Genomic DNA, 11,836 nt, shown 5'->3' with positions numbered 1-11,836 from the left:
ATTTAAAGGTGATATGGCTTTCACGTTGCAACAAAGCCTTAAGGAATAAAGGAAAACACCAATATGCGTCAAAACAGTATTGGTGTTTTTTTGAGTGCTATTACGCGTTATTCATCACATTATCGAGGTGATGACGCATTTCACGTTCAGCAAGGTCAGGGTCACCCTGCTGAATGGCTTTGAAGATTTCCACATGATGCTCGCAACTGATTTGATGCAGCTTGGCAAACGTTTCTGGGTTACGCGAGCGAATCAACCACTGTACTAAGGATTCATAAATCGTTGTCACCATTGGATTACCCAAAATTTCAGTAATCGTACGGTGGAATGCGATATCCGTGTCGATAAAACGATCATAATTATCGACTTGTGCCAAGTTGTTTTCTAACGCAGCAGAAAGCTTTTCAACATCTTCTTCAGTTCTGACTCGAGCAGCTTCACGTACCACAGAGATTTCAAACAATTGTCTGAGATGTTCGAACTGCATCTTCTCTTTATCTTGCGACAATAGACCAATAGCAATACCTGATAGGCCACTAACGATCGTTTGAGTACAAGGACGAGTAACACGTGTCTTTTCGCCACTATTGATTTCAACTAAGCCTTTTTGAGACAGCTTTTGCAAGGCTTCACGAACAGACGGACGCCCCACGCCAAACGCAGTCATAAGCTCTCTTTCTGAAGGTAGAACATCCCCTTCTTTAAACGTATTATCTAAAATTAATTTTTCGATTTCATCGGTCACGAAATCCGAAAGCTTAACCTTCTTTAGGGGTTTCAATGTTAAATTGTCAAGCGTTGACATAACCAATCCTTATTAGCACATTGCTGTGTTAAGTGCATAATATCTTAAAACTTTACTGGTCAAAACCAGGAATCAATGCTTTTTGTGCTTGCCGCGCTTTTTTCAAACATTCCACTGGTACACTCTCGAATGGAAATCGCATAGTTGGTGTAATGCCGCTCCATGTTCCCATCGTAGCCATAAACTTATCGACAGCTGCATTACAGTACCCTTCCTCAAGTATAAACGGTGCAATTTCTTCACTCATAAATTGCTGTATACGTTGTTCGGTTTCAAGCGCCTGTGGATCTAACATCAAACACTGCTGAGTCCATGTTTGTGTTGCTTTCGGGCCTAAGCAACACACATTTGAGTACGCACCTTTTGCTCCAACATACGCATCGGTCGCAAGAAAATGACCAGCAACAAAAATAGATGCCTTTTGCGGTAATCCTGTAGCAACGATTTCATCAGTAATTCTTGGCAGCTTAAAACCAACTACGGTATCAATCTCATCAAATATAATACGAAGTTGTTCCGCGGTTAAACACACTTTAGCATGAGGAGGATTGTATAAAATAATGGGGATACCTTGACACACACTTTCCACTTTTCGGAGGAAGATCAATGCAGTTTGAGTATTACACGGAAACCAATTAGGTAAGATCACTTGAATAGCAGTTGGCTGCAAAGTTGCTGCAAATTGCGCACGCCTCACCGCATCTTGTGGATGACAATGAGATGCACCAATTTGAAACGGCATACCAACAGCACTGCACTTCGTCGCAAGTAACTCACTGATACGCTCGAACTCTTCTTCAGTTTGGGTATAAAACTCTCCAGCAGTCCCATTGGAATAAATACCATCCACACCCGCTGCGATAAAATAATCAATCTGATCAGCCAACAGCATATAATTAATGGCTTCATTTTCTATTGGCAACAATAATGTAGCCCAGTTACCTTTAATAGTTGCTGTGCTTTCCTTCAGCTTCATAGCCAATCCTCCTTCACTTTGATCACGATTTTTTCAATCATGCAGGGCGCTTCAACGCAAAGCATCGGCCGGTGCCACTCGCCAGGAAAAAATGTAACGCATTGATGCTCCATCAGGGTGAATACTTGCTCATTCGCAATATCCGTTTGTAGTGCAGCATCGTTATCAGCATCAAAATTTGGCACATTGCCCACATCTACGGTCGCAAGAGGCGCGGCGTACTTTTCTTGCCCTTGTAAAACAATATGAACATCGATATAGCGGTTATGAATTTCTGACAATGCGTCATCCAATAGCTTTGTCGTACTACTAATTCGATTAACGAAAACATTCTCGCCATCGATCACATTGATGCCTGTTGCAAACTGCATAGGATCTCGTGACATCACATCGAGAATAATACGCTCAAGGGCTGAAGGCGTGCTTTTGGCGGTAATGGTAGAAATCGTTGTTAAAATCATGATGTATTAGCAGGTTAACTGCCATCCTCACTGTCATATTGGAAGGTTATTTTTTTATTACTACCTAATGTTCACCGTGCATTGTCAGTCACAAGCACACGGTGAGCTTAAGGGTAAATTTTCTGACTATTATCTCTTATAGCAACATGTTAGGTAAAAACAACACGAGTTGCGGGAAGAAGATAATCAGCAGCAGAACAGCAATAAGAGGAATTAAGAACACAATCACTGAACGCGCTAAGACTTCATAAGGGATGTTACCGACCTTAGATACCACAAAGAGTGATACCCCCATTGGTGGCGTCAAAATCCCCAACATCATGTTCAGCACTACAACTACACCGAAATGCACAGGATCTATCCCCAACTGCACAGTAATTGGCAGTAGAATCGGAACCAGAATCAATAGCAATGCTAAAGTTTCAATGAATGCCCCCAGAATAAACAGCATCACAGAAACCATTAACAAGAAAACAATTGGTGAATCTGTTACTTGTAAAAACAGCTCAGCAGCTTTCATTGGAATATCTTCTTTGATAATCAGATAACCAAATAAACTCACACCACCAATCAAAAAACCTATAACAGCTGAAGTATTTACGGTTTCATGAATCAAACGCACCAAAGTGCTAAACGTCAATTCTTTATAAACAAAGAAACCCAAGAACATGGCATATAATGAGGCGACAACAGCGGCTTCTGTTGGCGTAACAATACCCGAGAAAATACCGCCAATGATGATCACTGGTGTTAGTAAAGCCAAGAATGCCTCTTTAAATGAAGAGAAAATCATCTTCATCGACGCACGCGGGTAAACCTTGTAGTTTTTCTTTTTCGCAATGATATAAACCATCACCATTAAGGCTACAGTACATAACAATGCAGGTACAATCCCCGCCAAGAATAAAGCACCGACAGACGCGCCAGACATCACCCCATAAATCACCATTGGAATACTCGGTGGCATCAATGGGCCTATCACACTCGATGCTGCGGTGATCGCGCCCGAAAAACCATCGTCGTAGCCTTCATCACGCATCGCTTTAATTTCAAGCTGCCCTAGACCACCGGCATCTGCATGGGCAGATCCTGACATTCCCGAGAACAACAAACTCGCTAAGATATTTACATGACCTAATGACCCCGTAAAGTGACCCGTTAAGTTACGGGCAAAATTGAACATCTTGTCGGTAATACCTGCCGAATTCATTAGTAAGCCACTGAAGATGAAAAAAGGTACAGCCAACAATGGAAATGAGTTCAAGCCAGAAATGATTTTTTGTGGGGAAAGTGCAATCCCCGTATTCATAAGTAAATAAGCAATGGAGACGACATACAGCGTGAAAGCAACGGGCATGCCGACAGCCAACAGTGCTCCCCAGCCAGAAAAAATACCTAACATAATAAATCCCTATTTATCCGCAGTTTTCATTAATGGGGTAAGTTGCTTTTTGTTCACGCGCATATCCTGCAATGCCACGAAAGAGGTACCAACATTCAACAAGGACTTTATTAGAATCAATGTGAAGCCCAATGGGACAGCCATATACAAGACAGACATTTGCACATCCATTGTGATAGAACCTAAACGGTCCATACGTTGAGCAAATAAATAGCCACGGTAAATAATAACGACAGAGGTAGCTGCAAAAACCAAGTGAATCATAATATCTAACACGTAATTAGCTGATTCACTCAAACGATTTGGAACGATGTCAATCGCGATATGATCGCGACGGGATACCGCTTCACTGGCTCCTACAAAAATAATGTAGATATATAGCCAACGAGATAACTCTTCAGTCCAGGGAATTGCAATTGAAAAGAAATAGCGACTCACGATCTGAACCGTCAGTACCAGTAACATTGCAATAAACAGTGAAACTGAAATGTATTTCTCTATCAGTTCCATTTTTCTTATAATATTTTTCATTTTCCATCACCATTAAACGGGTGGCAGCATCATGAAGCTACCACCCTACTCAGTGTTATTGAGCAGCTGTATCAGGCAGCGTTATTGTGTATCAATCAGCGTTTGCGTGAAGTTATCGCCAAACTGCTTATCTAATTTCGCATAGTACGGCTTCATCGCGACACGGAATGGGGCTAAATCTGGATAAGTGACTGTTACACCAGCATCTTTAAACGCCGCCAAGTCTTTTTCTGTACCTTCTACAATTAATTTTTCTGCTTCCTTCCCTCCAACCGCAAGCGCTTTCATTAACCAATCTTGCTCTTGCTTAGACAGGCTATTCCAACGTGCGCCCGAGATAGAGATCGTCTGGTCTTGCACCACGTGGTTAGTCATTGCGAGGTAAGGCTGTACTTCATAGAATTTCATCGCTTCAATAGATGAAATTGGGTTCTCTTGACCATCAACGGCATTTGTTTGTAGCGCTAAGTACACTTCTGCATAAGCAATTGGCGATGGGATTGCTCCGACACCTTTCGCATAATCGATCAAGGCTTTCGCGTTCGGCGTACGCAGCTTCATGCCTTTCATGTCATTAATGGAATTAATCGGACGGTTAGAGGTCGTTTCTCGCACACCAAAGAACCAGCTATCAATAGGCTTAAGATCAAACTCTGTTTCAAGCTCTTTACGTGCTTCCATGCCCCACGGGCTATCGAATATTGCAGATAGATGTTTATAATCACGCACAAGGTACGCCGTTTCTAATGCACCTAAACGAGGTAGGTATTGTGCATAGCCACCGAAGACTTGCATCGACATATCTAACTCGCCCAATGACACTTGCTCTAGCATTTCATGAACATTACCAAGTTGCCCACCTTCATAAAGGCGTAACGTCATCTCTCCGCCTGAAATCTTTTTCAGTTCATCGGCTGCTGTCACCATACCGTGGTAAATAGGGCTATTGTAAGCCTCATTGAAGCCCACTTTCAGTTGGGTTTCAGCAGACACATTGGCAGCAAATAATGCAGTAGCAACCATGCTTAGAGTAAAGAGCTTTTTCATGTTATGTCCTTATTTTTGTGTAGAGTGTTTCTCATTATTGTTTTAGAGGTAGAGCTGTTCTTACTGCATAGTAATTCTTTCGAAAGACACGCAGTTTTGTAACGGTTCGCCGTTAAACAAACGGTGAATTTGCTTTACATACACGTCGATTTTTTTTGTATTTTCATTGCCGCATCCACCACCAGTATGTTGGGTTAGATGTATATTCGGTGTTGTCCATAACGGTGAATGAGTTGGCAAAGGTTCTTGCTTCGTCACATCTAAACAAGCTGTAAATGTACTGTCTGCCAATGCTTTTTCTACCAAGTCATCTTCATTCACGACTTGACCCCGCCCCACGTTAACCACCATGCCACCAGCACGCATTTTGTTGAACACTTCACAGTCCAACAGGTTGTGCGTGGTATCCGTGGCTGGAATGGTTGATATCAAAATGTCGCAATGCGCCACCGCTTCAATCAAGCCAGCCTTACCATTTACTTCCATGTCTGTCGTATCAAAGCAATGAATGGTCGCCCCAAAGGCTTCAAACAGCTTGGCAGCTTGTTTACCAATACTGCCGTACCCTAAGATCAAAATATCAGCTTCACCAACAAGGCGTTTGGTAAAACGAATAGCATCTTTTTCCCACGCGCCTAACGCTTTAGCTGTCTGCAATGTCGGAAGTTGACGATAAATACTCAAGACATTCGCGACAATTTCTTCTGCAACAGGAGCGGAAAAGAAGCCTTGTAAGTTACATACTGTGATATGGCGATTTTCTGGCCAGTCATAACCATTAAAATTATCGGTCCCGACAGAATCCAATAAAATGGTCGTCAGGCATGGCATGTCATTGATCCAATCTGTTGGAATATTACCGATAGCAATATCGGCATCTTTGGCCCTTTTAAACTCATTGCTGCCATCATTAAAATGACAAGTCGCGTTAGCTGGGAGTTGCTGTGTTAAATAGTTCACTTCACGTTCGTTCAATACAGGATGAATATAAATGTTCATAAGACCCTTCGATTAATCGGCTCATTCAATAACGAGGTTTATACTGAGTGATTAAATTACGCTTTCACCCAATGGCGATGACTGTCTTCTAATTGTTGTAAGCCGTCTTCCATTGGAAAACAGTGGTACAGCGCATCGTTGGTATGAGGAAATTGCCCCTCAATGTCGTCGGTTAACGTGACACCTAAGCCAATATCATCACCTAGATGGAAGTGGCCATCGTGAATACGAGACTCAAGATTGCACATGACATTGCGCAGCTCAAAATGAGGCATCGGATATTCAATCAATGAGCATCCTGTGGCAAACGCCGCTACATAATTCGCCATCATTGCAACCGGCCCACCCCAAGAGTGCACAACAGGATTCACGCTACGTTGCTTAGCGTATTCACAAACAGCAATCGTGTCGCCAATCCCACCTAAAACAGAAGCGTCGGGTTGCACCACGTTGTAATAATTGGCATCAATACGGTCGAACAACTCTTCTTTAGTGGTCACAATTTCGCCACCAGCAACCGCTATGCCCTCTTGCAAAGCTAACAAAGGCAGTTGGGTCAGTTTGTCTAGACCTAAGCACTCTTCAACAAACACCAACTCTTCACCGGTTTCACGCTGAATAAGGTCGCAAAAAGCTTGTACTTGCTCGGCAGTTTGCCCCTCAATCGAGAGATTCTGTGTCATATCAACAGCAACACGAATACCATATTGACGACCAGCTTCAATGGTCCAAATAGTTTTAGCCGCTTGATGATGACGCGCGCGAATTTTGATCGTTTGAATACCACGTTGTGCAAGCTGTTCAAGCTCTTGCGCCATATATTGCGGATGTAATGAATCCCCTCCAGACCCATACATAGCAATTGACTCTACTTTTTTACCACCGAACAGCTCTACTGCTGGAATCTCACGTACACGGGATAAGGCATCCACCAATGCAATTTCGATTGCCGAAATAACATGCTGCGCCGCACCTTGTAACGACCAATATGCTGTAACAGTTTTGGCTTTTGCCAACACAGCACCGTAACCATTACTGATGTCATCACCCGTAATAGCAGTGCCAACCAAGCGTGCAATACTGGTAAATACATCCGGTGCAAAAACACCCAGATACCCTTCTCCCAGTCCTTTTACACCATTATCCAGGGTGATCTCGACCATGGAACATCCACGAATACCATTCGGTAAATGCAAGGCATTCTCTGCACAGCCTTCAAACCCGTAAGGCGTACTCAATAATACTGGACGAACATTGACGATCTTCGCCATTAGACCAATCCTTTTAGCTGAGGGAGTATTGCTGCACCGCGCACACCACTAGAATCACCGTGTTCCGCTTTCACCACTTGGGTGGTCACCGCTTTACTGAAGGTGTAACGGCTCAATTTGTCTTGTACCAAAGGATAAATACAGCCTTGGTTTGACATACCACCTCCCAGCACAATAACCTCTGGGTCAATGACATTCACAATGCTACCCAGTGAACGCGCTAGTTGATCGGTATAGGTATCAATATGCTGCAAGGCGTCAGCATCACCTTGTTCGGCTTGTTCAAAAATAGTTTTAGCTTTTAACGGCACATGCTTGGCAGCATAGGTACGCTCAAAGCCCGTACCAGAACAAAACGACTCGATACAATTTGTTGACCCGCAATAGCAAGTAACCGCTTCACCATCTTGCTCTTGCGTATAGCCGGGCAATGGGTTGTGCCCCATCTCGCCACCCAAGTTATTTAGGCCAGTTACAACGTCACCATTAATGATAATACCAGAACCACAACCCGTACCGATAATGACGGCAATACAAGAATTTTCAGCATGTTTTGCCGCACCGGATTTAAACTCAGAGATAGCTAAACAATCTGCATCATTAGCAATCGCAATCGGTAAGGCGATGTATTCTTTCAAGTCTCCAATGAAGTCTTCACCATTGAGATATAACAAGTTGGAGCCCTGCATACGCTGTGTATCTTTACTCAACGAACCGCAACAACCAATACCCACCGATATAGGTGCTTGATCGCTTGATAACGCTTCAATGGTTGATACAACCGCATCAAGAAAAGCAGCATAGTTATCTTTTGGCGTCGCTACCCTGACCTTATTGATCAGGGTGTACGTTGAAGGGTCAAGGCAGACCCCTTCAATCTTTGTTCCGCCTATGTCTAGGCCAATTAGCATACACCCGCCTCAATCAGTGCATTCAAGGTGGCTTTGTGCTCATCAGTCACAACATTCAATGGACGGCGGCAATGCTCGTTTTGAATAATGCCTTTTTGCTTCAAAACATATTTCAAGCCAGGAATCACACCAGCACCGACTAAGGCATCAATCAGCACATTCGCTTCACGTTGCAAGGCTGTTGCTTGCTGCGCATTATTCGTGAAAATTGCGGCTTGGATATCAATCATTCGCTGTGCTTGAATATTATAAGTAGAACCAATACCACCATTTGCACCTGCAACAAGGCCAGAAGCCAATATTTCATCAAACCCGTTAAATACTGTTTTCTCAGGATTTTGACGAGTAACTTGTTCCATTTGGTATAAGTTGGCAGACGTTTGCTTAAGAGCGACAACACCATCAATATTCAACAATTCATTAATTTGCTCACCCGATAGATTCATACCCGCGAAAGCTGGGAAATTATAAACAATCATGGGTTTACCCGCAGCTTGAATCACATCACTGTAATGCTTCTTCAGCTCATTGAATGCCACCGGGTAGTAAAACGGCGTGACCGCTGAAATCGCTTGATAAGGCATCGCCCCTGCTGCGCGCGCCAAAATTTCACTTTTCTTCGTCGAGATATCACCTACATGCGCGATTAACGTCATATCTGCAGTCGCAGCTTCTGCTGTTAGCTCAAGGGTCTGAATCCGCTCTTCGGTAGAACAAAGAAAAGCTTCTGCTGTAGAGCCGCCCACGTATAAACCGTCTAAGCCACTCTCACAGTTGAATTTCACTAACGATGCCAAGTCATCATGGTTAATCGTTTCATCGAGATTAAAAGGAGTCAGTGTTGCTGCGTATAAACCTGAAAAATTCATCATATTTCCAATTACAGAGGACTAAGTTTTGGTGTGCCTAGTATGCTGTTATACCAGTGTCATTTTCTGTGATTGAATTCACAACCAAAGAGGCTGTAGGAAATAAGTACAGATTATGTGATTACCGTAGAATTAATGGCAGGAAGAGTTGAATTAATAAGCAATGCGGGTTATTTCGCGCGTGTAAATTTATAGGGGGATTTAAAAAGAAAAGGCAGCTTCATAACAAAGCTGCCAAAACACTTATGAGTAAGAGTGAAAATAGATTTACTTCATTGATGAATGAAAAGCAGGAAAAGCAGGAAAAGCGTGTGACATTTTAAAAATTAGCCGACCAAGGCTGCACTAATATTAGAAAAAGTGAAGGATAATTAAGCGGCTGTTGTTATAGATTAACGTACCTTTTGAGCTGGTGATCCTGGGAAAAATAAACCTGTTCTGATACGACAATACAGCGTTAGTCCCTTTGCATCTACCTACACATTTAAGTAAATTAGTTATTACACTACCATTGATAAAACTTATCTTACATACGAGAACTGAAGATGATTCTACGTGTTTTTCGTACAGGATAGTTTAATCTGTAATATTCTGTTTTTTCTATGTGCATTACTGAATCTAATATTAAAAAGATAACCGCAAAGCAAAGACGTGAGGAAATACTTGCTCACATTAGAACGCACAACAAAGGAGACGTGAACAAATTTGCTCAAAAATATAAAGTATCAACGGTAACTATTCGTAATGATCTTAATTACTTAGAAAAGAAAGGTTGTGTGACACGCTGTTATGGTGGAGCTTTACTGAATGATCTATTTACCTTTGACCAGGCACTAAATGACAAGAAAAAAATTAATAGCAATATAAAAGCACGTCTTGGTGCCTACGCGGCATCATTAATTAATCATGGTGATACTGTGATCCTCGATTCAGGATCTACAACAGAACAAATTGCTTACCATCTACAAGACAAACGTCAACTTACAATAATGACAAACGGTATTAATATCGCTTATCAGTTGGCTAGCCAGCCCGATATTGACGTTATGGTCACGGGTGGCACTATACGTAAAAAGTCCTACTCACTTCACGGTAGTAATGGCGAAGAACTACTTACTGGTTTTCGTTTTAATAAACTGTTTATTGGTGTTGATGGATTCGATATCAATACTGGTATAACAACGCCTCATCAAGGCGAAGCCGACATAAACCGAAAAATGGTTGAAGCCGCTCAAACAATTATTGCCTTAACTGACTCCTCTAAATTTGGTCGTCAAAGCTTTTGCTTAATCGCTCGTCCAGAGCAGCTCAACATACTGATCACCGATAGTGGTATTCCACCACATTATCACACTGAGCTTATCCAAATGGGTGTTGATGTTCGTATCATCGATTAATAATAAATCAAAGAGAAAACAATAAAACGAGGTTTGTAACTTTATATTTTACTCCTCGTTTTTTCGGTAAAACACAAAATTGTGACCTCACGCAGATAACACTCCGAAATCCCCAATTTCATCCTTTTCACACCATCACTTTCGATTCTCATTTCATTCAATCCAAGCTCTATCAGGCTTTCGGTCTATTACTCTTCTACAAAAACGAAAGGCAACACTTTCGGTTTAAGTAAACCGAAAGGAATTTACACTTAAAAACGAAAGAACAACCACTGTGATCTAGCTTTAACTTTTATTTACATTGCCCTGCTTTAATACAAATCAAAAGAAAGCGAAACATTTCGAACTCAATAACGAAATGAAACAAAAGATGAGGTTAAGGCATGACTAGCGTAGAACGCAGACAAAAAATCATGATTCACATTCGCCAACATGGTTCAAGCAAAGTCGACCATTTTGTCGACTTGTTTAATGTCTCTGCAGTCACGATCCGACATGACCTCAACTTATTGGAAAAAGAGGGATGCGTATTCCGTTGTTACGGAGGGGCTAGTCTTAACCCTAACTTCGCCTTTGATCAACCTTTGTACCGTAAAGATCAACTTAATCGCAGTGTTAAACAAAGTATCGCTAAAGCTGCAGCAGATCTCATTAACGATGGTGAAGCGGTTATTTTAGATTCTGGTTCAACTATCGGATTAATGCCGCAATATCTCACGCACAAGCAACAATTAGTTGTTATGACCAATGCTCTAAATACGGCTTATCAGCTCAGTGGCGTTGAAAATATAGATCTACATGTCATTGGTGGAAGCTTGCGCCGTGCATCGTGCTCACTTGTCGGCTCACATGGTGAACAACAAATTCGCTCCTACCTCTTCGACAAACTTTTCTTAGGGGTTGATGGCTTTGATCTAAGTGCTGGCATCACCACTCCCGATAGCAACGAAGCACAAATTAACCGTGCAATGTGCGAAGTTGCTCACCAAGTTATTGCTGTTACTGACTCAAGTAAATTTGGCCGCAAGAGCTTCTGCATGATTCGAGCGGCTAGCCAAATCGATGTCTTAGTCACCGATAGCCAAATTCCTCACGCTACCCATCAAGCACTGCTTGAGCTGGGTGTTGACGTCATTATTGCAGACCAAATAGTTAACTAGGAAAGAT

General features: G+C 42.2%; 12 protein-coding genes. 2 read left to right on the top strand and 10 right to left on the bottom strand.

Annotated features, from left to right (window positions below; genetic code table 11):
- Positions 1-100: 100 nt before the first annotated feature.
- From C9J48_RS10270 to C9J48_RS10225, 10 genes are all read right to left on the bottom strand, one after another.
- Entirely contained in the window at positions 101-805 is a 705-nt protein-coding gene (locus tag C9J48_RS10270; RefSeq protein ID WP_006229907.1) for an FCD domain-containing protein, read from the bottom strand.
- 52 nt (positions 806-857) lie between these two features.
- Positions 858-1,781: a dihydrodipicolinate synthase family protein gene (locus C9J48_RS10265; RefSeq protein WP_006229908.1), complete on the bottom strand. Its 924-nt coding sequence runs from the start codon at positions 1,779-1,781 to the stop codon at positions 858-860.
- Positions 1,778-2,242: a NanQ anomerase/TabA/YiaL family protein gene (locus tag C9J48_RS10260; protein WP_006229909.1), complete on the bottom strand. Its 465-nt coding sequence runs from the start codon at positions 2,240-2,242 to the stop codon at positions 1,778-1,780. Before C9J48_RS10260 ends, C9J48_RS10265 begins: the two co-directional genes overlap by 4 nt.
- A 136-nt stretch (positions 2,243-2,378) precedes the next feature.
- Complete coding sequence (locus C9J48_RS10255; protein ID WP_006229910.1) at positions 2,379-3,644, bottom strand: TRAP transporter large permease; 1,266 nt, start codon at positions 3,642-3,644, stop codon at positions 2,379-2,381.
- A 9-nt stretch (positions 3,645-3,653) separates the two neighbouring features.
- Positions 3,654-4,175, bottom strand: a complete 522-nt coding sequence (locus C9J48_RS10250; RefSeq protein ID WP_006229911.1) for a TRAP transporter small permease — start codon at positions 4,173-4,175, stop codon at positions 3,654-3,656.
- A gap of 81 nt (positions 4,176-4,256) precedes the next feature.
- Positions 4,257-5,222 carry a sialic acid TRAP transporter substrate-binding protein SiaP gene (locus C9J48_RS10245; protein ID WP_006229912.1) on the bottom strand — a complete coding sequence of 322 codons (966 nt, stop codon included), beginning with the start codon at positions 5,220-5,222 and terminating at the stop codon, positions 4,257-4,259.
- Between the two features lie 60 nt (positions 5,223-5,282).
- Positions 5,283-6,221: an NAD(P)-dependent oxidoreductase gene (locus C9J48_RS10240; RefSeq protein ID WP_006229913.1), complete on the bottom strand. Its 939-nt coding sequence runs from the start codon at positions 6,219-6,221 to the stop codon at positions 5,283-5,285.
- A gap of 56 nt (positions 6,222-6,277) precedes the next feature.
- The gene (locus C9J48_RS10235) at positions 6,278-7,492 is read right to left on the bottom strand and encodes an enolase C-terminal domain-like protein (RefSeq protein ID WP_006229914.1); all 1,215 of its coding nucleotides are present in this window, start codon (positions 7,490-7,492) and stop codon (positions 6,278-6,280) included.
- Positions 7,492-8,403, bottom strand: a complete 912-nt coding sequence (locus tag C9J48_RS10230) for an ROK family protein (protein WP_006229915.1) — start codon at positions 8,401-8,403, stop codon at positions 7,492-7,494. Before C9J48_RS10230 ends, C9J48_RS10235 begins: the two co-directional genes overlap by 1 nt.
- A complete protein-coding gene (locus C9J48_RS10225; protein ID WP_242610808.1) occupies positions 8,397-9,275 on the bottom strand; it encodes an N-acetylneuraminate lyase in 879 nt (292 codons plus the stop codon). The genes C9J48_RS10230 and C9J48_RS10225 overlap by 7 nt, the downstream gene beginning before the upstream one ends.
- A 599-nt stretch (positions 9,276-9,874) precedes the next feature.
- On the opposite strand from C9J48_RS10225, the gene agaR (C9J48_RS10220) reads away from it, so the two are divergent.
- Positions 9,875-10,669, top strand: a complete 795-nt coding sequence (gene agaR, locus C9J48_RS10220; RefSeq protein WP_050764828.1) for a transcriptional repressor AgaR — start codon at positions 9,875-9,877, stop codon at positions 10,667-10,669.
- Between the two features lie 383 nt (positions 10,670-11,052).
- Positions 11,053-11,829: a transcriptional repressor AgaR gene (gene agaR, locus C9J48_RS10215; protein WP_006229918.1), complete on the top strand. Its 777-nt coding sequence runs from the start codon at positions 11,053-11,055 to the stop codon at positions 11,827-11,829.
- Positions 11,830-11,836: the final 7 nt, after the last annotated feature.

This window comes from Photobacterium profundum, assembly GCF_003026285.1.
In the GTDB taxonomy this organism is placed as follows: Bacteria; Pseudomonadota; Gammaproteobacteria; order Enterobacterales; family Vibrionaceae; genus Photobacterium; species Photobacterium profundum.
The sequence above is the reverse complement of the archived record's forward strand: the minus strand, read 5'-3'. Positions and strand labels throughout refer to the sequence as shown.

Bases quoted from the DNA above. Each gene is read 5' to 3' on its own strand.
- C9J48_RS10230 (WP_006229915.1), bottom strand. From the start codon at position 8,403: ATGCTAATTGGCCTAGACATAGGCGGAACAAAGATTGAAGGGGTCTGC.
- C9J48_RS10245 (WP_006229912.1), bottom strand. From the start codon at position 5,222: ATGAAAAAGCTCTTTACTCTAAGCATGGTTGCTACTGCATTATTTGCT.
- C9J48_RS10240 (WP_006229913.1), bottom strand. From the start codon at position 6,221: ATGAACATTTATATTCATCCTGTATTGAACGAACGTGAAGTGAACTAT.
- C9J48_RS10235 (WP_006229914.1), bottom strand. From the start codon at position 7,492: ATGGCGAAGATCGTCAATGTTCGTCCAGTATTATTGAGTACGCCTTAC.
- agaR (WP_006229918.1), top strand. From the start codon at position 11,053: ATGACTAGCGTAGAACGCAGACAAAAAATCATGATTCACATTCGCCAA.
- C9J48_RS10255 (WP_006229910.1), bottom strand. From the start codon at position 3,644: ATGTTAGGTATTTTTTCTGGCTGGGGAGCACTGTTGGCTGTCGGCATG.
- C9J48_RS10265 (WP_006229908.1), bottom strand. From the start codon at position 1,781: ATGAAGCTGAAGGAAAGCACAGCAACTATTAAAGGTAACTGGGCTACA.
- C9J48_RS10225 (WP_242610808.1), bottom strand. From the start codon at position 9,275: ATGATGAATTTTTCAGGTTTATACGCAGCAACACTGACTCCTTTTAAT.
- C9J48_RS10260 (WP_006229909.1), bottom strand. From the start codon at position 2,242: ATGATTTTAACAACGATTTCTACCATTACCGCCAAAAGCACGCCTTCA.
- agaR (WP_050764828.1), top strand. From the start codon at position 9,875: ATGTGCATTACTGAATCTAATATTAAAAAGATAACCGCAAAGCAAAGA.
- C9J48_RS10270 (WP_006229907.1), bottom strand. From the start codon at position 805: ATGTCAACGCTTGACAATTTAACATTGAAACCCCTAAAGAAGGTTAAG.
- C9J48_RS10250 (WP_006229911.1), bottom strand. From the start codon at position 4,175: ATGAAAAATATTATAAGAAAAATGGAACTGATAGAGAAATACATTTCA.